This window comes from Enterococcus sp. DIV0210g (genome assembly GCF_050559705.1).
Classification (GTDB): Bacteria; Bacillota; Bacilli; order Lactobacillales; family Enterococcaceae; genus Enterococcus_B; species Enterococcus_B faecalis_A.
This window is the reverse complement of sequence record NZ_CP187903.1, coordinates 199,949-225,217: the sequence shown is the minus strand read 5'-3', so window position 1 is coordinate 225,217 and position 25,269 is coordinate 199,949. Positions and strand designations below refer to the sequence as shown.

Genomic DNA, 25,269 nt, shown 5'->3' with positions numbered 1-25,269 from the left:
AAAATCACATCAAGCTTTGATACAAATCAATGATTTCATCAACAGTCGTTGTTCTTGGATTTCCTGGTGTGCAGACATCTTTGAAGGCATCTTCAGCAATAGCAGCTAGGTCTTTTTCTTTCACACCCAGTTCTGAAATCGTTGCTGGGATACCTACATCTTTGCTCAATTGATCAATGGCAGCGCAAGCAGCTGCTCTGGCTTCTTCTAATGAACAAGTTTCAGCATTCGGAATATTTAGTGCCTTAGCAATTTCCCGGTATTTCTCTCCCGTGTGGTCCTTGTTGTATTTCATCACCGTTGGCAGCAGTGCAGCACAAGCAACTCCATGCGGGATATTGTACCAAGCGCTTAGCGGATGCGCCATACCATGGACCAAACCAAGGCCAACATTAGAAAAACCCATGCCAGCAATATATTGCCCTAATGCCATTTCCTCTCTCGCTTCTGCGTCCCCGTCAACTGATGCCCGCAAAGACCGGCCAATGATCTCGATTGCTTTAATATGCAGCATATCAGTCATTTCCCAAGCACCTTTCGTAATCAGCCCTTCGATGGCATGTGTCATCGCATCCATTCCTGTAGAAGCCGCAAGTGCACGAGGCATGCCCATCATCATATCGCTGTCGACAAATGAAACGATTGGGATATCATGGGGATCGACACAAACAAATTTACGATGATTTTCTTCGTCTGTAATCACATAATTGATCGTCACTTCCGCAGCGGTTCCTGAAGTCGTAGGCACTGCCAAAATCGGTAAAGAAGGTTGTTTCGTCTCCGATACACCTTCTAAACTTATGACATCGTTAAATTCAGGGTTAGTAATGATGATGCCAATCGCTTTAGCTGTATCGATTGGCGAACCGCCGCCAAGCGCAAGGATACAATCTGCTTCGATCTTTTGAACAAAAGCGACCCCATCTTTAACATTATTGATTGTTGGATTCGGCACGATACCGTCATAAACTTCATAGGTAATATTTCCTGTATCCAATTGCTCAAAGATTCTTGCTGCTAAACCGTGTTCGATCAATCCCTTATCTGTGATGACAACTATCTTTTTAAAATTTCTTTTTTGGATCTCTGGAACGATTTGCTGGATAGCCCCTTTTCCGAAATACGACGTTTCATTCAAAATCATACGATTACTCATGCTGTTTCCTCCTTATGTTTGTAATATATTTCACAAAAAATCACGAGCTTATTGACAGCAGGCTTGCTTTCAAAAATACCTCTCATCTATAGATATGCTTTTTTGCAAAATAATTTTTTCTTCTGATCAAAAAATATTCTTCCTATTTTCAAAAACCAGCCAAAGGAGAGCAAGTCCGACTTGCTCTCCTCTTTGATTTTTTACAGCTCAAAAACTTGGTTCAATTCGGTCGTTATTGGTGAATCATCGCTATTGGTTTCCATGATATCTGCCATATGATGCCACCATTTTTGGTTAATGGCTGTTTCTGGTACTTTTGACCAGCGTTCTTCATCAGCGATTTCCAAATAAGCAAATAATGTACTAGTCGTTGGTTCAAGAAAGATCGAATAGCTGATTGCGCCATGTTCAGCCAGCATCTCACGCATCTCCGGCCATAGTTCTTCATGTCTTTTTTGATATTCTTCTTGTTTATCTGGATAAACTTTCATACAAAATGCTTTTTTGATCATACTGTTTCCTCGATTTTTTCTAAAAATCCTTCTCTTGGTTTCACATTGAAGGCTTCAGCTAATGCCCAAAGATTTTCGTCAGTAATTGTTTGTCGGACTGGTCCTTGTGCGCAAACATAGGTGTAGACTTGCGCTGCTTTTTCCGCAGTCTCAATCAACCCAAAAACTTCATCCATCGTTTTTCCAGCGCCGTAAATCCCATGATGCGGCCACAAGACCAAACGTGTTTCTTTCATTTTTTCTGCGGTCGCTTCCCCGATCTCATTCGTTCCTGGAACCATCCAAGGAATAATTGAGATCCCTTCTGGAAAAACAACCAGACATTCTGTACACATTTGCCAAAGTGTTCGTGTAAAACTTCTTTCTTCTAATTCATGTGTAAAACTCATCGCCAACAAATGACTGGCATGGTTATGCATGATGATGCGATTTTCTGGATCAGTTTCCAAACGTGCAATATGACTCATGAAATGACTTGGCAGCTCGCTAGTCGGTAATGCAAAATCGTCCAACCCCCAAAGAAGTTCCAATGTACATCCATCTTCTCCTACACGAACGATCCCCAGGTTTTCAGATGGCGCACTTGCTACGTTTTTAAAATATTTCCCAGAACCAGTTACAAGGAAAAAACAACCTGCTAGCTGGCTTGCATCAAAAATCATTGGAATCTCACGTATCACATGATTAGGATCCAAAAAAGGACGGATTTCTTCTTCCCTCAAAAGATATGAAATATTGCCTCCGTTTCTTTCATCCCATCCTAAACGATACAGATTTGTTGTTGTTTCAATCATCTCTTTAACGTATGGTGCTTGCAGTATGTCGATCTTTTTCAAAATACTCATCCTTTCTCAATCCCGGTCCTTCAATACTTGTTCTTGGTATTCTTCTACACTTCGTAACCAATCCAACCCAACAGGAACATCGTTTTTATAACAGAAATAATTCCATACATCTGCATATGGGAAATCTTTCAATTCTTCGGTATAAGCCATACGCGAAGTAAAATCAAAGTCCAGTTCCATTTTTTTCAATTGTTCAGTCGGCTCCAACATTGCTTTAAGCAGCGCTTTTTGTGTATTTCTTGTACCGATGACCCAAGCAGCAATGCGGTTGATCGTTCCGTCAAAAAAGTCTAAGCCGATATTTGTTTTAGGAAGTAACTCATTACGGACAAGTTCTTTTGCGATTTCCTGCAATTCATCATCCATCAATACTACGTGGTCACTATCCCAACGTACTGGACGGCTGACATGAAGCATGATTCCTTTACTGAAAAGAGCCAAGGAAGAAAGTTTATTCGAAATGACTTCTGTTGGATGAAAATGTCCAGCATCTAAACAAATCAGCTTATCGCGAGTCAAACCGTAACCCATGTAAAACTCATGAGAACCTACTGTATAAGCTTCTGCACCAAGGCCAAAAAGTTTACTTTCTACTGCATCCTGTGTGTATTCCTCATTTACTGGCTCGCTGAAAATCGTGTCTAGCGATTCCATCAAACGTTTGCGAGGAGAAAAACGATCGATTGGATTGTCTTTCATGCCGTCCGGTACCCAAAAATTGTTGATGCAGACTTGTCCAAGTTCCTTGCCGAAATATTCTGCGATTTTTCTGCTTTTTTTACCGTGCTCGATCCAGTATTCTCGCACTTTTTCATCAGGATGGGCTAATGTGAAGCCATCTTTCATCATCGGGTGGGAGAAAAAAGTCGGATTGAAGTCCAAACCTAATCCTTGTTCTTTTGCCCATGAAACCCATTTTTCGAAGTGTTTTGGTGAAAGTTCATTCAAATCAACAGCTTCCTCTGTATCCAGATAGATAGCATGGAGATTCAATTTGTGTTTTCCTGGGATCAGCGCATACGCTTTTTCCAAATCTTGACGCAGTTCTTCTGGATTACGTGCGGCTCCGGGATGATTTCCAGTCGACATGATCCCGCCAGTCAATTCGCCTTCTGGATTCAAGAAACCTGCAACATCATCCCCTTGCCAGCAATGCATAGAAATCTTGACTTTCTGAAGTTCTTCAAGTGCTTTATCTGTATCAACGCCTAGTGACGCATATCTTACTTTTGCTTCTTCATATCTTTTTTGGATCTCGTTCATATCCCTGTTCCCTCCATCTGTCTTAGATAAATTTGGATAGTTTCTTGTTTATTTTTGTCAGGGTAAAATTGTTCAAATTCAAAAGATTTTTTCACTGCTTTTCTTGCTTCTTCGATTGATGAAAATTGATTCGTACATAACATCTGCATCAAAACATTTCCGATTGCTGTCGCTTCTGACGGCCCTGCTTCTACAACGATACCTGCATAGTCTGCTGTCAGCTGATTCAGTAATCGGTTATTTGAACCGCCGCCTACAATGTGTAATTTATCGATCCTATTTCCAGTCAGATAATTGAGTTTTGCCAATTCTTGTGCATAACATAAAGCAAGATTATCGTAGACACAGCGCGCAATTTCCCCCGTGGTTTTTGGTGCTTTTTGGGTGGTTTCCTCACAATATTCTTGGATTTCTTGGATCATATTTTCTGGGTTCAAGAATCGCGGATCATTGATATCGATATACTGCTGTAATGCTGGTTCTTTGGCCGCAGCTTCTGCGAGTTCGCTGTAGGTATAACAGTAGTCTTGCATTCGCGCAGTTTCTTGGATCAGCCACATGCCCATGATATTTTTCAAAAAACGGATCGTATTATGCGCGCCCCATTCATTCGTATAATTTTCATCAAATGCTTGCGGAGAGACTGAAGCAACAGTTGTTTCGATCCCCAACAGCGACCATGTCCCGCTGCTGATGTAGCTCCAATTCGATCCTTCTCCCGGTGTGCCTAAAACTGCCGAAGCTGTGTCGTGGCTTGCCACATTGATAAACGTCGTCTCTGGCAGATCATATTCAGTAAAGTGTTCTTGTCTTAATTCACCAAGGATCGTCCCTGGATCAACCAAAGGAGCAAATAAATTCTCTGAGATCCCTAAAAAAGTCAACAATTCCTGATCCCATGTTTTCGTGTTGGCATTCAACAGCTGCATTGTAGAAGCGTTCGTTTTTTCAGTGACCATCTTCCCAGTAAATACGTACCCCAGATAATCAGGGATCAGCAGTAATTTATCAGCTTGTGCCAGTATTTCTTTTTCTTCGTTCATTAATTGGAATAATGTATTAAAAGGCTGGATCTGGATGCCTGTTTTTTCATAAAGTTTAGCCAGCGAAAACGTTTCTGCAAATTCAGCAGGTGCATTTTTTGTCCGCTCATCACGATAAGAAATCGGATCCCCTAATCTTTGTCCATCGGCATCAACCAAACAGTAATCTACAGCCCACGTATCGATCCCGACATAACATTGTGTGATGCCCGATTGTTTCGCTTTTTCTAATCCAGAAAGAATCTCTCGGATCAAATAATCGATCCGCCAACGGTCATGACCGTCTTTTTTTCGGAAACTATTTTTGAAACGATGGATCTCCTGAAGATTCAGCTGTCCATTTTTTTCTTGTGTACTTTGGATGATCCGGCCGCTTGAAGCGCCAATATCGATTGCTAAAAATGTCGGCTTCATTTTCCCACCTCTTTTACTTTTTTGCTTATTGATTATTTTGATATAAAGCGTTATCATTTTCTTAACAACCTTATGATAATACATATTTGAACGAATTAAAGCGCACTATTTTGGCAATTTATTGCACTATCTTGATAAACAACAGGAGGTCCGTATGAATTATTGGGAAAAAGCAAATCATTCGTGGTCAGAAGACTCCAGCAGAGTGATTTTGACCCCGTCTCAGCGCATCAGAAATCTATTTTTTTACATCCAGGAAATTGGTCATTTCAAAGCACATATTCCTTATTTTACTGAACGAGAAAATTTGCCCTCGTACCTGATAAAATTTACTCTGGCTGGTGAAGGGTTCTTGACTTATGAAGGAGAAAACTACACCCTCAAAGCCGGCGATCTTTTTTTCATTGATTGTCAAAAGTATCAACGGTATCAAACTGTTAGCCAGACACCTTGGGAAATGGATTGGATTCATTTAAATGGTCAAATGGCACAATTTTTTTATGCAGAATTTATGAAAGACGGCTCGCCGATTTTTCATACAAAACGTCCTGCCGAAAATAAGATCCATCAGCTGATTACCGAATTGATCCATTTACAAGATCAATCAAACGCCCGCACAGATTTCCAGACATCTGTCTTGATCCATGAACTTTTGAATGAATTGATTTTGCAAAAATACCATCTTGATTTCAGCGAGGAAGATATTCCCGTCTATATCCATGATTTACAGCACTTTTTAGACGAACACTTTCGCGAAACGATTACGTTAGCTGATTTGGAAGATCGATTTCACCTTAATAAATATCAATTGAGCAAAGAATTCTCAAAATTTATCGGAACCCCGCCAATCGATTATTTAATCAGTAAAAAAATCTCTTATGCGAAAGATCTGCTTCGTTATACTGAATTTTCTGTACAAGATATTTCCTCCGAAATAGGCATCGATAATTTTGCCTATTTCAGCAGACTTTTCAAAACAAAAACAGGATTATCTCCACGTGAATTTCGAAATTTCAATTAAAAAAACTTGCTCAAAATCTATATACAGATAGATTTCGAGCAAGTTTTTTATTAGGAAAACAAATCAAGTCTGGAATATTTCAGGATTCATTACTTCTTCTTCAAAGTGATGATAATGGATGAGCTCCTTTTTAGCATCTCTTTTTAAAAATTCTTTGGGCGTCAAGCCAAATTCTTTTTTGAAGACTTTCAAAAAATGCGGATAAGAAACAAATCCGCATTTGCTGTATACTGCGCTGGAACTTCGATATTCCCGCAAAAGCTGTTTTGCATAGATCAATTTCTTTTTCATTACGTACTGATGGAAAGTCGTACCTGTATGCTTTTTGAATTCACGGGTGATGTAATATCTGCTGACAAAAAATTGTTTTTCCATTTCTTCTAAAGTCAGCGGATTTGAAAGATTACGGGCAATATACTGGATCATTTGTTCAATTCTTTCATTTTGGACTAGTGCAGATGGCTGATCTTCGTTTTCCATATTCTGCACGAGACGATTCAAAAAAATCAGATAATCGACGAGCTTCTGTTCATGCAAGATATCTGCACCATATATTTCTTTATCTGGACTCTGGTCACTAAAGGCTAATTGCTGCTGCAGAAGTTCCGGATCAACTTGTAAAATACGACTTCTCCGATCACCAAAAGGCCGAAAACATTCTTCTAGATTGGAAAAAGAAGTTGAACGGCTAGCTAAAAAAGACGGTGCCAAAAATATGTATACCCTTTCAAAAACCTCCGTACTTTGTTTGACGATTCGATGCAAATCATTGTAATGGATCAATAAAACTGTACCCGCTTTGATCGTAAACTGCTTACCATCTAAATAAAAAGTCGCCTCTCCTTTCAACGTTGCGTGAATCTCATAAAAGTCATGGGAATGATAAATCGTTTTTTGCTGGCTTACCACATCTTTTACTCGATAAATCTCATAATGATCTGAGACCATCGTGTTGACTTGCGCACCTTGTTTCGGTGTATTCATCTTCTGCACCGCCCTTGTTTTATAGATAGACTGATTATACCGCACTTTTTTATAAAAACAGCAAAAAATCTCGAAAAATAGACATACGATTTTTTCGAGATTTTCTTTATTTATAAAAATTTTTATACTGCTGATTAACTAAATCTTTTTACTGCTTGGCCAATAGCTTGATCTTTTGTTTCTTCTAAAACAACGTAAGAATATGGCCGGTATTTTTCAATGATTTGGACGATTTTTTCAACTTCGATCAGACCTTTTCCTAAATCAGTCGGAACGATTTTCTTTTCTTGGATCTGATAATCTTTCAAGTGGACCGCAACGATTTTTTCTCCAAAAGCGGCAAATGCCTCTTCCACAAGTGCAGGCTGCTCTTGGTAGTTTTCTGTTGTGATCAGGTTTGTTGGATCAAGGATGATCCCTAAGTAATCAGAATCGATTGCTTGGATCAATTCTTTTACACGCGACAAAGAGTATACTGGATGATTCAATCCAGGCTCAATGCCGACCATCATTCTGTGTTTTTCTCCTGCTTTGACTAGTCTGCGGATCGATGTGACAGCTTCCTCAAATGCTTCATCGGTAAAATTCTTTTCTGTGTATTGTATTTCTGGCAAAACACAGCCTGTTTCAGAAGCAACCATCGAAGCACCAAAAGAATTGGCGAATTGAAGATAACGTTCAAATTTCAGTAATGATTCTTCTCGGACGGATAAATCAGGATGGATCATATTGATGTAACAACTTAAAATCCCAACACTGATTCCTTGTTCGTCTAAGACTTGTTTGATGTAATTTCCCATGCCCGGATTGATTTCTTTTCTGCCGGAAGCCATATCAGGAAATGATAATCCTAAAGCTAACTGCAAGGTCTTGATCCCTTGTTCTTTTGTTTTTTCAGCTAAACTTTGGATTGTTTTCGCATCCGTCAAATCATGTCCGCGAATAGCAAGATTCAACATATGAATTACTCCTAACCTAATATATTTGGCAGCCACATCACGAGCTGCGGGAAGTAAGTGATCAGGAACAAAATCACTAAGATTATTCCGTAAAATGGGAGCAGCGGTTTCAGCATCGATTCAGCTTTGACTCCACCTACGCTTGCGCCAACATAAAGTCCCGTTCCTACTGGCGGCGTAATCGATCCCACACAAAGGTTCATGATCGAGAACAAACCATAATGGACTGGATCAACACCTACACTTGTAACTATCGGTAAAAAAATGGGTGTGAAAATCAAAATAGCTGGTGCAACATCCATAAACATTCCTACGAGCAAAAGTACAAGATTAACTAAGAGCAAAATAATCAATTTATTATCTGTCACACCCATGATCAATTCACTGATTGCTTGAGGAATTCCGGTAAAGGCCATTGCAAAAGACATTAACGAAGAAGTCGCCAGCAAAAACATGATCGTGCCTGACATTGCTACCGATTGGAACAACATTTCCGGTAAATCTCTAAGCTTGACTGTTTTGTAATAAAACATCGCAATCAACAAAGAATAAATAACGGCAATGGCTGAGGCTTCAACTGCGGTAAAAAAGCCGCTTAAGATCCCGCCAATAATGATGAAAATCAATAATAGACTAGGTATCGCTTCTTTTAATACTTTACCTGCTTCTTTTAAATCGCTTTTTTTAGTAGTTGTGTACTTTTCTTTTTTGGCAATGATAAATGCTATGAGCATGATACCAGCTGCCCACAAAATCCCAACCAGATAGCCGCCCATAAATAATGCAGAAATCGACGCACCGCCAGCTACAAGCGAATACATGATAAAAGCTGTACTCGGCGGGATCACCATACCGGTTGGTGCTGAAGCAATATTGACTGCTGTAGCGAATTTCCGATCATAGCCTTCTTCAACTTGCTGCGGGATCAGCACTCCGCCAATTGCTGTTGATGCGGCGATTGCTGAACTGGAGATTGAACCAAACAACGCATTCCCTAAAACATTCGTGTGTGCCAAAGCTCCAGGTACACGACCTACAAATAACATTGAGAAATCAACAAGTTTCTTCGCGATCCCGCCATTGTTCATAATAATGCCGGACAGGACAAAAAACGGAATGGCAATCAACGAAAAACTATTGATACTTCCTACCATTTTCTGCGCAGAGCTAAATGCTGCTACATCAAAAGGAATCACCAGAAGCAGCGTCAGCATTGATGAAAAAGCAATACTTATCGCGATCGGCATTCCAACTACAAGTAAAAAGACAAACGCGAAAAACAAAATCAAACCAGCTTCTAAAGCCATATTCATTCTTCCTCCCTATAATTTCTCTTTTATGATCGTGTTTCCTTTTATCGTATCAACAAGATTGATCAAACTATAAATAATGATCAATATACCGGAGACCGGGATTGCCAAGTAAACATAACCCATCGAGATTCCTAGAGAAGGAGAAATTTGATCCATCGTGATTCCTACAGCTTTCCAGCCACCATAAACCATGATGATGATTGAAAATACCAAAAACAAAAGCTGGATCACGATTTCTAATAATTGATTTTTTTTGCCTGAAAGCTTTTCGCTTAAAATCGTCACTGCCAGATGCGCTTTTTGACCTACAACATAAGCCGATGAAAGCATAGCGAACCAAATCAGAGAAAAACGCACAAATTCTTCTGTGATCGTATTTGGATTGCCCAAGACTGTCCGAGTGAAAACTTGCCATAAGACCACTAGAACCATGATCACCAGCAGCGCTGCAGCTAAGAGTTCTAACGTTTTATTCAGAAAGTGTTTCATTTCCGTTTCCCCCTTCTGCTTTTGCCTGGATCTGATTATATAATCCGCTGAATTCTGGATCGTTTTGGAATTCTTCATGAAGCGGCGCTACAGCTTCACGAAACGGCTGATTATCGACGTCATTGAATTCGACACCATGAACTTCTTGCGCCAACCGCTTTTCTTCTTTGATAGCTTCTGCGAAGACATCGATTTGATAAATCGTGGATTCTTCTGCCGCTTCTTTGATTGCTTGCTGTTGTTCTGCGGTGAGCTGCTCTTTGATTGCATCATTCATGATGATCACGTCTGGCACACGTGTATGTTCATCGTAAGAATAATATTTTGCTACACCTCCATGACCCGCTGTATACAAAACAAATTCATTATTTTCCGCACCGTTGATCAAATTAGACTGTAAAGAAGTATAGACTTCGTCGCTCCCCATCGGTACTGCTGATCCGCCAAGCAGTTCGACCATACGGATAGCTGTTTCGCTTTGCATGACACGGATTTTCTTTCCTCTTAAATCTTCTGGCGTATGGATTGGCCCGTCCACCATGTAAAAACTGCGTTGACCAGAATCATAATAGGTAAGTCCTGTAAAACCCATGCCTTCTGTTGATTGGTAGATTGGCTCCATGATTTCCGCATCGTTCATCACATTGAAAAAGTGTGCTTCATCTTCAAATAAATAAGGAACAGAAAAAATAGAGTAGACTTTTGAAAAACTTTCTAATGCTGAAGCGCTGACTTTTGTAAAGTCTACTGCGCCGGATTGTGTCAATTCGATCAGTTCTCTTTCACCGCCAAGCTGTCCATCTGGAAAATATTGGATTTTTACGGTGCCATTTGTTTTTTCTTCTACTAATCTGCCAAATTCCTTCATTGCATCTACGACTGGCTGACTGTTGCTGGCATAAGCAAAGCGCAGAGTCGTTGCTTCTTCTGTCTCTGCGTCTGCAACGATCGTCGAACTCCCAGCTGCACAGCCGCTTAACACTAGTATCATCAAACCAAGTATCCCAACAGTAAACAGCAAAGCTCTTTTTTTCATCTGGAGATTTCCTTTCTGTTAACAATACGCAACGAGCAATTCAGTCAAGCAAAGAACTGTCAATGACTGACCATAAGGCATAGCTGTGATCCCAATGTTTCGGTAAAAGTCCAAATCATCTCCCATCCCAGTTCCGATCGATACATTTTGCACTTCGCCGGTCTCATCGATTTGCTCTAACAAACCGCGGATCGCTCGGTAAGCAATTTCTTTGTATTCTTGCGGCAAATAACGTTTGTGTACCGCTTTCAATATCCCGTAAGCAAAACCTGCTGTTGCAGAAGATTCCACATACGAATCCGGATCATCAAGCAACGTGTGCCACAATCCGCTTTCTGATTGATAATAAGCTAACGAACGAACTTGCGCTTCTAATGTTTCGATCAATAATTTCCGCAGTGCATCTTCTTTCGACAATTCAAGAATCTCAATGATTTCCGGAATAGCAATCGTCAACCAGCAGTTTCCTCGTGCCCAAAATGCTTCTGCATAATTGTGATTTCCTTCAAAAGTCCAGCCATGATACCAAAGGCCTGTGTGTTTATCCATCAGATATTTGATGTGGATCATGAACTGATAACGGGCTTCTTCCAAGTATTCTGGACGATTCAATAACTTACCTATTTTTGCTAACGGCAAGACTGTCATCATCAGCGTATCATCCCATAGCTGATTTTTATTCTCTGGTCCATACGTTGCATGCTGCAAACCATTTTCATTCGTTCTTGGCATATCATTCATAACCCATTCGGCCCATTGTTCTAAATAAGGCAAATAACGTGAGTCTTTAGTATCTTCGTAAAGATAAGCCATGGTCAATAACGGTGCCATCGTGTTTACATTTTTCGGCGGAGCGCCTTCTTGCATCCGGTCTTCGAACCATTCATTCACGACTGCATATGCTTTAGGATTTTTGGTTAATTGATAGTTTTTATAAATACCATACAGCCCGACTCCTTGCGGCCAATTCCAAACAGTCCAGCTTTTATCATCAACTTTCAGTCCATCAAAATCCAACAAAAATTCACCTGAATCGTCTTTGATCGTTGTCAAATTTTCCGTTAATAATTTGATTTTTTCTTCTACAGTTTCTTTTGGTACAAAAATCTCTTCTTTTATAATCATTATTCTCCCACCTTTTTTAAATCGCTTTCATTTTTATGTTTTTACTATAGCAAGAAATAATTCCACTATAAATAGCACATATTGAACAAAAACTATCTAAAATTGACCTAATTGATACAGTTGTACTATAACGTTGTTATCTGAAATACAACTAAGTTCGTGGTCTCTTTCTTACTTATATCAAAAAAGACTGAAGACGATTGTTGATCGTCTTCAGTCTTTTTATTGGCTTTCTGAAAAGGTAAAGTGAAGGACATAATCTAATGAATAGTCTTTTTCTTCTCCTGTTTCAAAAGTTCCTGTAAATGCAAATTCAAGCTTTTCATTGGAAAGGATATTCTTCAATTCCCGCTCTTTTTCTAAAAAGTGAATAGTCTCTTCTTGATCTGTCAGCATTGCCAGATTGATTTCTCCAGCCATCACTTCTTGATTAACCAAGTTCAATTTATTTTCTTTTTCTTCCCGTACTTCGTTTAAACTGATTGTGATAGGAAAAGCAGAATGATTGACGATTTGATACGTATCGCTTTGGATTTTGTCGACACCTTGCTGTACAAAACTTGTTTGCAGAGGAATTTCTATTTTTAATGGTTCATAAGCTAAAGAGACAACAAGTTCTGCACTATAATTCATCCCTGGATAATCACTATATTGGAACTCTTTTTCTGTCTCCGCTAACTTCCCTTCTTCATCCAGTAAAAGAGCCCATTCAAGTTTTCCGTTCACAGCAGTAAAGTCGCCCGCATTTGGAATCAGCGGTTGTCCATCTTGTCCAATAACAGGATTTTCCATAGAAATCACTTCACCAGCTGTGATCCTTTTTTCAGCAGTCACCGATTGTTCTGCTAAGTTCCAGCCTTGTTTCTCTTCAAACGTCCCTGAAATACCTTCATCGTAGCTTAAAGAAAACTGTTGAAGGATCGATAAGTCCGAAAGCTGATTTTTACTCATATCTGCATATTGGATATAGTCATTTCTAAATACGTAACTAGCAGCAATTTGTTCCAACTGCTCATTTGTCAGCTGATTTTCTGAAAGATCGATTCGCTCCAAATAAAGCAAGTTATTGATAAAGCCATAATCTGAAAATCGTGATCTGCTTAGTTGCAATTCTTTCACAAGCCAAGGCAATTTATGGATGTTTTCGATTGGCTGATCCCCATTTAAATTCAACGATTCTAACGAAGTCAATTCTTGAAGCGGAGCTAAACTTTTGATCTCATTTTCTGGTACAGATAATTTTTGTAAATTGACCGCTTCTTCTAAACCGGCCAAGTCTTTGATTTTTCCTTCTGCATCACTTCCTGTATAGGAGATTTCAGTTAAGGTTCGAACAAGGCGGTCTGTAAGCGGCTCTTCCTCTGAGAGCGCGAGGTTTTTTCGTACCTCGCGATTTAATACAGGGTCGGGTATCTCAATCGTTTTTTCATAAAACAGATCATTGTAAATCGTTCCGTTATTTTCCGGGAAAACAATATTCCCTGGAACATCTGTTACTAACTGATACCCTTCTATCTCATCAAAAACCGGCAATGTCATTATACTTCCTGACGCCCGTATAAATATGTCATCTTCCTTCAATGATTCACCGCTCATGCTTTTATGAGTAAAAACAACCATTCCAAACCCATCGTCCAGCGCACGGTCACGATAATGGAACCTTGTTGTTTTTGCTCCTGGTCCCCAAGTCAAATTAACTGTTGGAGTAACCGGACGAGATTCGCCTAAATCCGTCAAAAAAAATGATTCTGAGGTATTGATTTGACGATACCATGTTTCAACGACTCCGAAATCTATTGTTTTGACTTCGCCTGTTTCCCGATCCATTTCCACTAATGTTCCTTGGATATCTATTTTTTGCTGAAAGGGGAGATCATTTTTCAACTCTTCTTTTTCTTTTTCGTATCTAACAGTAATTCGGCCTCCTGCCCCAGATGCAGCTATCCTTCCGATTTGATAATAATCATATGCGGTATAGTTGATTCCTATTTTCAATGTATCATTTTCTCTATCGTGGTAAAAATATGAAAACACATTAGGATTCTGTTCATTACTGGTAGCAAGATAACCTAGTTTATTTCCTAAATGATCGTACAGCGGCGTTGTTTCAAAAGGCCCCCATGTGTCTGTGTATGTTTCTAAATGGTTACCAACAAGGAGTCCATCGCCATTTGGCATTAAGAGCTCGCCCTTTTCTTTTTGTTTTCCAAATGGATCAACTCTTTGATTTAAAGCCGAAAAACTGCCGGAACCATCAATAGCGGCGGTTGCATTGCTTAAGGGTCGGAAATCACTAATGCGATTATTGTCTAGATTGATGTTTTGAAGGTTTCTTGCACTTAGATTAGATAAATCGCTGATATCATTATTAGGCAGCTCCAACGTGTGCAGATTGCTTGCATATTCTAATCCCGTCAAATCAGTGATTTTTTCTTGTGCTGTTCCCGAAAAAGACAGTTTTTCTACTTTACCTAAATGCTCCACGAATATCACCTGTATATCAGAAATTCCAGCTGCCTCTCTGACTAGGCGCTCCAAAACTGGATCTGGAATAGAAACTCTTACAGGTAAATCAGCTGGGGCCGTTTCTTGTTCATTTATTTGTTCTTCGGATTCTTCTGTATGTAAATTTGAATCTGTCTCTGCTTTTTCTTCAGCAGCAGGTTGTTCCTCTACTGGAGACTCTAGCGCTGGTTCTTCCGCAATTGCTGACTCTTCCTCTGTACCTACAGACTGTTCCTCTGAAGAATCTAAGGTTTCTTCTGGAAATGTCTCCTCACTTGCTTCTTCCATCCCTGTATCCGTTTCTTCCACTTCTTTTGTCTCTTCTGCCTCGATTTGCTGCTCTGCCATGCTTTGTTCTTCTGCTTCGACGATTCTGATGCTGTTGACAAAAATAGGCAAGATTAAAAGTAGACTGAGAATCATATGAAGTCCTTTTTTCATTTTTCCACACCTCTATCCATTTTGATTATTCATATAATTCTATTGTCTTTGATTTCTACCATGAATAAATCAAATCAAGAATGTTTATCATCAAAACTTAATCAAGTGAAAGAAATTTTGATTTGTTTAGAAAATAATCCATCTTTTACAGCAAGAAAAAAGACAGACTCAGCATTTGCTGAGTCTGTCTTTCTAGTTAAAAGGAGAAAATCTCATGACATTTAAAGTAGTTATTATCCTTTGTAAGCATCAATAATGATTTGCTTTAATTCGCTGATCAATGGCTCTTTTGGATTTGCTGTTGTACATTGATCTTCATAAGCTAATTCAGCCATACGGTCAACAGTTGTATCTAATACTTCTTGTGTAACACCTTGTGCTTTCAAGCTCATATCGATACCAACTTTTTGTCCCAATTCATGCACTGCTTTCGCTAAAGCTTCGACAAGTTCTTCTGTTGTTTCACCTTTTAGACCTAAGAATTTCGCGATATCTGCATAATCTGTGTCTGCACGGAAGTAGTCATATTTAGGGAACATTGCATGTTTTTGCGGATCTTTCGCATTGTAGCGGATAATATGCGGTAACAAGATTGCATTTGTACGGCCATGTGGAATACCATATTCTCCACCGATTTTATGTGCAACTGAGTGGCAAATACCTAGGAATGCGTTAGCAAACGCCATACCTGCCATTGTTGAAGCGTTGTGCATTTTTTCACGTGACTCCATATCAGGCGTTTTTACTGATTTTTCCAAGTAATCGAAAGTCAGTTTGATTGCTTGTAAGCTCAATCCGCGTGTGTAGTCAGAAGCCATGACAGATACATAAGATTCAATCGCGTGAGTCAATACATCCATCCCTGTGTCAGCAGTAACTGATGCTGGTACTGACATAACAAATTGAGGATCAACGATTGCTACATCTGGTGTCAAAGCGTAGTCTGCTAATGGGTATTTCACGTGTGTGTCGCTATCTGTGATAACTGCAAAAGGTGTTACCTCTGAACCTGTACCTGATGTTGTTGGAATACACACAAATTGTGTTTTTTCTGGTTTAGCAATTTTGTACGTACGTTTACGGATATCCAAGAATTTTTGTTTTGCGCCAAAGAATGAAGTATCTGGGTGCTCATAGAACATCCACATGCCTTTTGCAGCATCCATCGCTGAACCGCCGCCTAGTGCAATCACTGTGTCTGGTTGGAAATCAACCATCATTTTTGTTCCTGCATATACTGTGTTTGTTGAAGGGTTTGGTTCCACATCTGAGAAGATTTCGATCTTCACATCGTTTTTACGGCGAGCCAATACTTCACGAACAGTGTCGCAGTATCCGAATTGAACCATTCCTGGGTCGCAGACGATCATTACACGTTCAACATTTTCCATTTTTTCTAAGTAAAGCAAAGAGTTCTTTTCAAAGAAGATTTTTGGCGGTAATTTGAACCATTGCATATTATTTCTCCGTTTCGCTACAGTTTTTACATTGATCAAATTGACAGCAGATACATTACGAGAAACTGAATTTTTACCATATGAACCACAGCCTAATGTCAATGAAGGGATCATTTCGTTGTAGATGTTACCGATACCGCCTTCTGCTGATGGTGTGTTGACTAAGATACGGCAAGCTTTCATTCTCAAACCGAATTTCACATGCAGATCTTCATTTTCAGAGTGGATAACTGCTGTATGGCCTAATCCGCCAAGATTCAACATTCCTTCACATAATTCAAATGCGTGATCTGTTGATTTTGCTTTGACCATTGCCAAGACTGGAGAAAGTTTTTCTCTAGAAAGCGGGTATTCTGTGCCAACACCTTCTAATTCAGCAATCAGCATTTTTGTGCCTTCAGGAACTTCGATACCTGCTAATTTTGCGATATCCATTGCTGAATGTCCAACGATTGCCGGATTAACAGCATATTTCCCTTCGTTCATCACTGCATCTTCTAATTTAGATAATTCATTTGGTTTAACGAAGTAAACTTGATGTGCTTGGAATTCTGCTTTGACTGCTGCATAAACTTCTTTATCAACAATCACTGCTTGTTCTGAAGCACAGATCATTCCGTTATCAAATGTTTTCGAAACGATCAAGTCATTTACGGCACGTTTGATTTTCGCTGTTTTTTCAATATATGCTGGTACGTTTCCTGGTCCAACACCTAACGCTGGTTTACCAGTAGAATAAGCAGATTTGACCATGCCTGCTCCACCTGTCGCCAAAACGATAGCAACGCCTGGGTGGTTCATCAGCATCGATGTTGCGTCGATGGATGGATATTCGATCCATTGGACACAGTTTTCTGGTGCGCCTGCTGCGATTGCTGCATCACGGACGATTCTTGCTGCTTCAGCAGAAGATTTTTGCGCACTTGGATGGAAAGCAAAAATAATTGGATTTCTTGTTTTCAATGCAATCATTGATTTGAAAATCGTTGTTGAAGTTGGGTTCGTCGTTGGTGTAACACCGCAGATAACGCCGACTGGTTCAGCGATTTCAATCAAGCCTTTTTGTGGATCTTCATTGATCACGCCAACTGTTTTATCATGTTTGATACTGTTCCAAATGTACTCAGAAGCGTACATGTTTTTGATTGCTTTGTCTTCATAGATTCCGCGGCCTGTTTCTTCAACTGCCATTTTTGCTAAAGGCATATGTTTGTCTAAAGCAGCCATTGCCATTTCATGAACGATATGATCCACTTGTTCTTGGTCAAAGTTCTCCATTTGTTTTAATGCGACATTTGCTTTGTCTGCAAGTTCGTCAATCATTTTTTGTACATCAATCGTTTGAGTCTTTTCTTTTACTACTGTTTTAGTCATGATTTTCCTCCTGATGGTATGCACGAATTTATTAGCGGTTTATTTGTTAAATATTTCACATATAAATCATACAACAGTATTTTTGGATTGTAAATACTTTTTTGTGATTTTTTTCACAGTTATTAAAAAGTTGTTAAATCAATGTTTTTTCAGAAAATAACGCTCATTGTTACAAAAATACAAAAGTAGTAAAACCTTTTCTTTTTCGATTGAAAACTAGTTCAATTTTTCACTTTCAATCACAAAAACATACAACTCCTTTTTTCTATCACTTGAATTAAATCTGTTATAAAACAGTTTTAAAAAGCGCTTTCTATAGTACTTTTCGACCTTTAAACTAGTTATATTTTAAGCACAAGAAAAAAAGCACTGCTGACAAGCAATGCTTTTTCCGTGATTATTTTTCTTCTTTTGTTTCGTCGGTTGAAGTTGGTACTTCTTCGATTGTTTCTTCAGGTTTAGCTGTTTCTTCAATCGTTGTTTCTGCTGTATCATTTTTGACTACAGTTCCAGGTTTAACAGTTTTGATGGCAGAGCGATCAAATTCTAAAAAGATCCCTTCGCAATCAATGATAACAGTACGTTTTTCGTTATCGATCTCAGAAAGTACGCCGTGTAATCCGCCGATTGTTACTACTTTGTCTCCCGGTTTCATACCTTCAAGCAAGCTTTGACGTTCTTGTTGTTGTTTTTTCTGTGCGCGTGACATGAAATACCACATCGCAAGCATTGCAACAAAGATCAAAATCATTGGTAATGAATTCATTTTTTCACCTCGCTAACATGTATCTACAACAAATACTTTAGCAGAAAAACAGTATTGACACTAGCTTTTTACCTAAAATAATTAGAAACTTTTCGCATTTTCTTTATTAAAACCATACTCTTCAAAAAACGCTTGTCTGAATTCTAACAGATTATCGTCCATGATTGCTTGACGAACTTGTTTCATAACGTTCAACAAGAAGTATAAGTTATGATAAGAAGTCAAACGAATACCAAATGTCTCATCACATTTGATCAAATGACGGATATATGCACGTGTGTAGTTTTTACATACATAACAGTCACATTTTTCATCAATTGGACGGAAGTCTCTAGCATATTGCGCATTTTTGACAACCAAACGTCCTTGAGAAGTCATGCAAGTACCATTTCGCGCGATACGTGTCGGCAATACACAGTCAAACATGTCGATTCCTCGGATAACGCCATCGATCAATGAATCTGCAGCACCCACGCCCATTAGATAACGAGGTTTGTTTTCTGGGATCAATGGTGTTGTGAAGTCCAATACGCGATTCATTTCTTGTTTTGATTCACCAACAGATAACCCTCCGATTGAATACCCTGGGAAATCCATGCTGATAAGATCTTTTGCGCTTTGGCGGCGAAGATCTTCAAAACCGGCACCTTGGATGATCCCAAACAATCCTTGACGATCTGGATTTGCATGAGCTTTCAGGCCTCTTTCAGCCCAACGAGAGGTACGTTCGACAGATTTTTTGACATAATCATAACTTTCGTCAAATGGCGGACACTCGTCAAAGCTCATCATGATATCTGAACCTAGTTTGTTTTGGATATCAATCGCTTTTTCAGGAGATAAAAACATTTTCGAACCATTCAAATGGTTTTTGAAATGTACGCCGGCTTCTTCGATATTACGCATATCACTCAATGAAAAGACTTGGAAACCGCCAGAATCTGTTAAGATCGGCTGATCCCAATTCATAAATTTGTGCAATCCGCCAGCTTCTTCGACAAGATCTTCTCCTGGTCGAAGCCACAGATGATATGTATTGCTTAGGATAACGCCCGCACCCATTTCTTTTAGTTCTTCTGGCGAAATCGTTTTAACAGTAGCTAGTGTTCCTACTGGCATGAACATAGGTGTTGGAAAAGTGCCATGAGGAGTGACCAATTCGCCCAAACGCGCGCCTGTATGTTTTTCTTTTTTGATCAATCGATAATAAATGGCAGGTTGTGACATTCAATTCCCTACTTTCTTTAATAAATAGCGTTGACAACTCTCCCCATCATAATCGTTTCGCTATAAATTTGCAATAGTTCAAAGGCTTCTATTTTTTATTTAACCTGCTTTTTTTAAAAAACGGACTAGCGGTTCTTTTTTCTAAAGTTAGAAAAATCTGTTGCGCCCAAACACCACGATTTCAAGTATTCTATAGTTAAGTAACCAAACTTAAGGAGATGATGATTAATGGAGCAAATTTATTCCTTCCAACGACTCGACTATTCAGAAATATATTCTTCGACATCCCTATCTCTTGCTGACAAGTTAAAACAAATAGAAAAAAAAAGAATCGAACAAATGAAGCATTCGAAAAATAAACCCAGTCTCCGGGAAGCATACGCTAAAAATAAAATAGAAAGATAAAAAAACACGCTATCTTTACTTCAACTCTCCAAATCAGCCCTAATGCTTCGACAAGATAGAGCTTCTTTTGTTATACTAAAATTTGAAAAAATACAAAAGGGGTGAAAAAATGAAAACTTCAAGCGAATTGAAAGCAGAAGCACGCGCAGAACTGAAAGGTCGTTGGGGTCAAGCTGTTTTGTTGAATCTAGTACCAACTTTGATAGGTATCTTGATTGCGTTGATCGTCATGGTTCCACTTTTCTTGTTCTTATACAGAAATGGGGTTTCAATGGACAGCACAACAACAGATGGAGCTGGAAATGGTTCTGGTTCTGGCAGCAGTTTAGTGTCTACTATCCTTAATGCGTTATTCTTAAGCGGTATTTCTTGGACATATCTTGATTTATTGCGTGGAACTAAAACAAACATCACACCATTCCAAGATGCGTTTCGTGGATTCAAAAGTCCATATTTCGGTGGCGTCTTCGGTATTGCCGTATTGACAACGATTTTTACTTTCTTATGGTCTTTACTATTAGTGATTCCTGGTATTATCAAAGGTTATTCTTATTCACAAAGTACTTTTATCTATTATGATACGATCCAAGCAACTGGCGAAAAACCACGCGTACTGGATACGATCACAGCAAGCCGCAGATTGATGAAAGGCTATAAAGGAAAATTGTTCTGGTTAGACCTTTCCTTTATCGGTTGGCATCTCTTGTCTATGTTGACTCTAGGTATCGGCTATCTTTGGCTTCTTCCTTATATCACTGCAACAAAAGCAGCTTTTTATAATGATCTGCCTAAAGAAACCGTCTCAATCTAAGAGAGTTTTTCTTGCGGAAGCCTAATAAAAAACGAGCGGGACAGCAATCAGAAACCCTGACTATTGTCCCGCTCTTTTACATGCAAAAAATTTGCTTAACTGCTTTTCTGTTTATATGTTCTTTCCAACTTTGACGAATGCGTATCAAAAGAGAACATCTTCATGACTTTGAGATAATCTTCTTTTGAAAAGTAGTTCCCTTTATATAAAATATCATACGTATCGCCATCTTCATTAAAAATATAATCGGCTGCTTTGAATCCGTTTCGGAAATAAAATTCCTGCCTCCGTACTCTTTGCGAATAATTCTCAAAGCGTTCAGCTACTTGCTCAATGTTCAGCATCACTGTATTCTCAGGAAATTCCTTACAGATCCAATCCAAAATCTTTTTGCCGTATCCTTTTGACTGTTTGCTTTCTTCAATGGCCAAATAATAGACAAAAGTTGTTTTGTTTTGATGGATCAAATAAGCAAAGCCGCAAAATCCCTCCTGGTCGAAAAACGCATAGAAGTCTACTTCTTTTTTTCGTGCCATCGCCATCAAAAACCACACTGGAAGCTTTTCATTCTTTGGAAAAGCTGTTTGATATGTCTTGATGACCCTCTCATACTCTGGTAAATCTTGTGTTACTATCTTAACACGCACATTTCCACCTGCCCTATCTCTAAAATAATCGATGTTACATTTCCGTTTGATGTGCTTGTCTGATTCTAGAATACCCGCTCCTCGTTAGGGTTTCCACTTATCAGCCTTGCTTCTTATAACTTTCTTAAACATTGGATGTATCTTTTGCAAACGCTGACAAAATATGCTATTCTATGAATGTAAGGAAGGGAGATAACATCAAATAAGTTGAAGAATTTCTCGATGAAGTAAAATAGGCAAACAAAGTTGTTAGAAGTACAAGTTTCACCAATGCTATACGTGTGAGGTATGACTTTACAAATAGTGAATGCGTAAAAGAGTTCCAATGTGAAAACAAACGAACAAGAAACAGATACGTAACAAGAAATATCTGAACATTGAACAACAAAAGAAAGATGTTTCAAAGTGTTGAAGATGTAACGAAAACAAAATTTTTGTTTATACAGAAGAAATTCAACTAGGTACTTTGCATGTATACTAGAAAGAACCAATCATTCAACTTATTCGAATCCTTCCGAGACACAGGGAGTCAGGCTTATCGAGAGCCTGGCTCTTTTTTTGCCTAAAATCAAATTGGTTAACATCAAAAAAACGCAAAACAGACTTCCCTGTTTTGCGTTTTTTTTTTGAGTTTTGCACGTCTGTACAGATTTTTTATAACTTCTTTTTAAACGGTGTTCATGAACCAACTCCTTCGGCACTAACTTAAAAACCAGCAAAATATGGAAATCTATTTTACTGGTTTTTTCGTTACTGCTCGGAGCTGAACGGTTCATCCACAACCTCTATCCAAACGGTGCTCAAGTGATTGCTTCTGCGGAATTAAGTCTGAAAAATTAAAAATATGAAAAGCTATTTCTAATTTCTCATTCTTAATTCTTGAAGCAGAACATCACTTTCACAACCTCTATCTAAACAGTGCTCACTCAGCTGCTTCTCGGCATTAAGTCAAATTTTCGCAAAAGTCTGAGAAGCGACTTTCGAAAAATCCTCCTTACTGCTCAAAGCAGAACGCTGAGTTCACAACCTCTATTTCACAAACATCGCATCCCCAAAACTAAAGAAACGATATCTCTCTTGCACCGCATGATGGTATGCCGCTAATGTTTGCTCTCTTCCCGCAAATGCACTAACCAGCATCACTAAGGTAGATTTCGGCAAGTGGAAATTCGTTGAAAATGCTTGGACGACTTTGAATTCATAGCCTGGCGTGATAAAAATGTCTGTCCAGCCGCTGTCTGCTTTGATTTCGCCGTCAAATTTCGTCCCAATCGTTTCCAACGTACGAATAGATGTTGTTCCCACTGCTACGATTTTTCCGCCTGATGCACGAACTTGATTCAATCGTTCTGCCGCTTCTTCTGTCAAACGATAAAATTCACTGTGCATTTGATGCTCCTCGATTTTATCCACACTTACTGGTCTGAAAGTTCCTAAACCAACATGGAGTGTCAAATAAACAAGTTCAACACCTTTTGCTTTGATTTCTTCAAGCAATTCTGTTGTAAAATGCAACCCCGCTGTCGGCGCAGCTGCCGAACCATTTTCTTTCGCATATACAGTCTGATAACGTTCTTGATCTTCTAAACGTTCTTTGATATACGGCGGAAGCGGCATTTCTCCAAGCGCCTCTAAATTTTCTAAAAAGATCCCTTCATATTCAAACGTGATGATACGTCCGCCATGTTCCAGCTCTTCCTTCACCACTGCTTTCAAGCGTCCGTCACCAAAGACGATCTCTGTTCCGACTTTCGCACGTTTTGCTGGTTTGATCAACGTTTCCCACGTATCACCTTCTGTATTCGTTAACAGCAAGACTTCTAAATGAGCGCCTGTTTCAGTCTTCTCTCCATGCAAACGAGCAGGAAGAACTCTTGTATCGTTCATAACAAGTGCATCGCCTGGATTTAATTCATTCACTATATCATGAAAATGTTTATCTTCTATTTCTCCAGTCTTATGATCAAGAATCAACAAACGAGATTGGTCTCTATCTTTCAAAGGGGTCTGTGCAATCAACTCTTCCGGCAAATCAAAATCAAAATCCTCAGTAGTCAGCATATCATCCACTCTTTCTAATCAATTTTATTTAAATAGTTTATCATTTTTTCGCTGTTATTGCGAACAGCGGATATAGATGTTATTTTGCCACTCTAATGTAACGTTTGTTTTGTTATTTCAAAAATTAAAAAAAAATGAAACCTGTCGCGCCGTGGCGTTTGTGTGTTTTCAGCTTTTAAGGCATACTAGAAGTAGGAGCTGTTACGAAAAATGAAATTTTGAGGTGAGCAATTTGATTGAATTCCAACATGTTTCAAAAATATTCAAAGGCGGGAAAGCCGCTGTTGATGATGTGAATCTTTCTTTTGACAAAGGTGAATTTATCTGTTTTATCGGCACCAGCGGAAGCGGAAAAACGACAACGATGCGTATGATCAACCGAATGACTGATCCTACCAAAGGAAAAATCCTGATTGACGGAAAGGATATCCAAGAAATCAACCCTGTTGAACTGCGCCGTAAAATCGGATATGTTATTCAAAATATCGGATTGATGCCTCATATGACGATTCGTGAAAATATCACCCTTGTTCAAAAACTGATGAAAGTCAGCAAAGAAGAACGAGAAAAAACAGCAGAGAAAATGATCGACTTAGTAGAATTGCCTCGCGATATGCTGGACCGTTATCCAAATGAACTATCTGGCGGACAGCAGCAGCGAATCGGCGTGGTACGTGCTCTTGCCGCAAACCAAGACATCATCTTGATGGATGAACCTTTTGGCGCGTTAGACCCAATTACTCGCGATTCTTTACAAGACTTAGTCAAAGATCTTCAAGAACGTTTAGGAAAGACGATCGTTTTTGTTACTCATGACATGGATGAAGCGTTGAAATTAGCGAATCGGATCGCAATCATGAGTGAAGGAAAAGTGATCCAATTCGATACACCAGAAAATATCTTGCGGAATCCTGCGACTGATTTCGTTGAAGAGTTGATTGGCGAAGACCGCTTGCTTCAAGCCAAACCAGATACCACACGCGTTGGCGAAGTTATGTTGAATACAGCCATTACGATCACACCGGAGAAATCTCTGCAAGAAGCCATCAAACTGATGCGCGAAAAACGTGTCGATACATTGTTAGTCACTGATAATTCAAATATTTTAAAAGGGTTTATCGATGTTGAGACCTTGAATGAAAAACGCAGCAAAGTTTCAAGCGTTGGTGATATTTTGAATAAAGATGTTTTTTATGTAAAAAAATCTGCTTATTTACGTGACACATTGCAAAGAATCTTGAAACGCGGATTGAAATACGTTCCAGTAGTAGACGATGAGAAAAAAGTCGTAGGTATTCTCACTCGTGCTTCTTTAGTAGATATCGTTTACGACGTTATTTGGGGAGAAGATCAATCCATCTCTAATGCTGTCGAATCTGTACACGTACATCCAAGTGAGAAAAAGGGGGAGTAAC

Annotated in this window: 20 protein-coding genes; 3 read left to right on the top strand and 17 right to left on the bottom strand. The window is 39.1% G+C overall.

Going from position 1 to position 25,269, the window contains the following annotated elements; all coding sequences use genetic code 11:
• Nucleotides 1-4: 4 nt before the first annotated feature.
• The 5 genes from fucO to rhaB all read right to left on the bottom strand — a co-directional run bounded on the left by fucO (nt 5) and on the right by rhaB (nt 5,233).
• Entirely contained in the window at nt 5-1,156 is a 1,152-nt protein-coding gene (fucO, locus tag IGI64_RS01110) for a lactaldehyde reductase (protein ID WP_429939202.1), read from the bottom strand.
• Between the two features lie 200 nt (nt 1,157-1,356).
• The gene (gene rhaM, locus IGI64_RS01105) at nt 1,357-1,668 is read right to left on the bottom strand and encodes an L-rhamnose mutarotase (RefSeq protein ID WP_016623681.1); all 312 of its coding nucleotides are present in this window, start codon (nt 1,666-1,668) and stop codon (nt 1,357-1,359) included.
• Complete coding sequence (gene rhaD / locus IGI64_RS01100) at nt 1,665-2,504, bottom strand: rhamnulose-1-phosphate aldolase (protein WP_429940736.1); 840 nt, start codon at nt 2,502-2,504, stop codon at nt 1,665-1,667. The genes rhaM and rhaD overlap by 4 nt, the downstream gene beginning before the upstream one ends.
• Before the next feature lie 15 nt (nt 2,505-2,519).
• The gene (gene rhaA / locus IGI64_RS01095) at nt 2,520-3,776 is read right to left on the bottom strand and encodes an L-rhamnose isomerase (RefSeq protein WP_429939201.1); all 1,257 of its coding nucleotides are present in this window, start codon (nt 3,774-3,776) and stop codon (nt 2,520-2,522) included.
• On the bottom strand, nt 3,773-5,233 hold the full coding sequence (gene rhaB, locus IGI64_RS01090; RefSeq protein WP_429939200.1) for a rhamnulokinase: 1,461 nt from the start codon (nt 5,231-5,233) through the stop codon (nt 3,773-3,775). Before rhaB ends, rhaA begins: the two co-directional genes overlap by 4 nt.
• A 154-nt stretch (nt 5,234-5,387) precedes the next feature.
• On the opposite strand from rhaB, the gene IGI64_RS01085 reads away from it, so the two are divergent.
• Nucleotides 5,388-6,254, top strand: coding sequence for an AraC family transcriptional regulator (locus IGI64_RS01085; protein WP_429939199.1), 867 nt, complete (start codon nt 5,388-5,390; stop codon nt 6,252-6,254).
• Between the two features lie 63 nt (nt 6,255-6,317).
• Here IGI64_RS01085 and IGI64_RS01080 read toward each other — a convergent pair whose 3' ends face one another.
• The 10 genes from IGI64_RS01080 to tgt all read right to left on the bottom strand — a co-directional run bounded on the left by IGI64_RS01080 (nt 6,318) and on the right by tgt (nt 19,930).
• On the bottom strand, nt 6,318-7,238 hold the full coding sequence (locus IGI64_RS01080) for an AraC family transcriptional regulator (RefSeq protein ID WP_429939198.1): 921 nt from the start codon (nt 7,236-7,238) through the stop codon (nt 6,318-6,320).
• A 134-nt stretch (nt 7,239-7,372) separates the two neighbouring features.
• Nucleotides 7,373-8,197, bottom strand: a complete 825-nt coding sequence (locus tag IGI64_RS01075) for a sugar phosphate isomerase/epimerase family protein (RefSeq protein WP_429939197.1) — start codon at nt 8,195-8,197, stop codon at nt 7,373-7,375.
• Nucleotides 8,198-8,208: 11 nt separating this feature from the next.
• The gene (locus IGI64_RS01070; RefSeq protein WP_429940735.1) at nt 8,209-9,504 is read right to left on the bottom strand and encodes a TRAP transporter large permease; all 1,296 of its coding nucleotides are present in this window, start codon (nt 9,502-9,504) and stop codon (nt 8,209-8,211) included.
• A gap of 15 nt (nt 9,505-9,519) precedes the next feature.
• Entirely contained in the window at nt 9,520-9,999 is a 480-nt protein-coding gene (locus tag IGI64_RS01065) for a TRAP transporter small permease (protein WP_016623689.1), read from the bottom strand.
• Entirely contained in the window at nt 9,980-11,035 is a 1,056-nt protein-coding gene (locus IGI64_RS01060; protein ID WP_429939196.1) for a TRAP transporter substrate-binding protein, read from the bottom strand. The genes IGI64_RS01065 and IGI64_RS01060 overlap by 20 nt, the downstream gene beginning before the upstream one ends.
• An 18-nt stretch (nt 11,036-11,053) precedes the next feature.
• Complete coding sequence (locus tag IGI64_RS01055; protein ID WP_429939195.1) at nt 11,054-12,160, bottom strand: glycoside hydrolase family 88/105 protein; 1,107 nt, start codon at nt 12,158-12,160, stop codon at nt 11,054-11,056.
• Nucleotides 12,161-12,382: 222 nt separating this feature from the next.
• Nucleotides 12,383-15,106 (bottom strand): leucine-rich repeat domain-containing protein, encoded by a 2,724-nt coding sequence (locus IGI64_RS01050; RefSeq protein ID WP_429939194.1) that lies wholly within the window; start codon nt 15,104-15,106, stop codon nt 12,383-12,385.
• Nucleotides 15,107-15,339: 233 nt separating this feature from the next.
• Complete coding sequence (adhE, locus tag IGI64_RS01045; protein ID WP_429939193.1) at nt 15,340-17,937, bottom strand: bifunctional acetaldehyde-CoA/alcohol dehydrogenase; 2,598 nt, start codon at nt 17,935-17,937, stop codon at nt 15,340-15,342.
• A 397-nt stretch (nt 17,938-18,334) separates the two neighbouring features.
• Complete coding sequence (gene yajC, locus IGI64_RS01040; protein WP_034861681.1) at nt 18,335-18,703, bottom strand: preprotein translocase subunit YajC; 369 nt, start codon at nt 18,701-18,703, stop codon at nt 18,335-18,337.
• Nucleotides 18,704-18,784: 81 nt separating this feature from the next.
• Complete coding sequence (gene tgt / locus IGI64_RS01035) at nt 18,785-19,930, bottom strand: tRNA guanosine(34) transglycosylase Tgt (protein ID WP_429939192.1); 1,146 nt, start codon at nt 19,928-19,930, stop codon at nt 18,785-18,787.
• A 514-nt stretch (nt 19,931-20,444) separates the two neighbouring features.
• On the opposite strand from tgt, the gene IGI64_RS01030 reads away from it, so the two are divergent.
• Complete coding sequence (locus IGI64_RS01030) at nt 20,445-21,146, top strand: DUF975 family protein (RefSeq protein ID WP_016623698.1); 702 nt, start codon at nt 20,445-20,447, stop codon at nt 21,144-21,146.
• 95 nt (nt 21,147-21,241) lie between these two features.
• Here the strand turns inward: IGI64_RS01030 and IGI64_RS01025 are convergent, their stop codons facing one another.
• Together IGI64_RS01025 and queA are read right to left on the bottom strand one after the other, a co-directional pair.
• Nucleotides 21,242-21,688: a GNAT family N-acetyltransferase gene (locus IGI64_RS01025; RefSeq protein WP_430596461.1), complete on the bottom strand. Its 447-nt coding sequence runs from the start codon at nt 21,686-21,688 to the stop codon at nt 21,242-21,244.
• A gap of 1,134 nt (nt 21,689-22,822) precedes the next feature.
• On the bottom strand, nt 22,823-23,854 hold the full coding sequence (gene queA / locus IGI64_RS01020; protein WP_016623702.1) for a tRNA preQ1(34) S-adenosylmethionine ribosyltransferase-isomerase QueA: 1,032 nt from the start codon (nt 23,852-23,854) through the stop codon (nt 22,823-22,825).
• A gap of 232 nt (nt 23,855-24,086) precedes the next feature.
• On the opposite strand from queA, the gene IGI64_RS01015 reads away from it, so the two are divergent.
• Nucleotides 24,087-25,268, top strand: a complete 1,182-nt coding sequence (locus IGI64_RS01015) for a betaine/proline/choline family ABC transporter ATP-binding protein (RefSeq protein WP_429939190.1) — start codon at nt 24,087-24,089, stop codon at nt 25,266-25,268.
• The last annotated feature ends 1 nt before the right edge of the window (nt 25,269 follow it).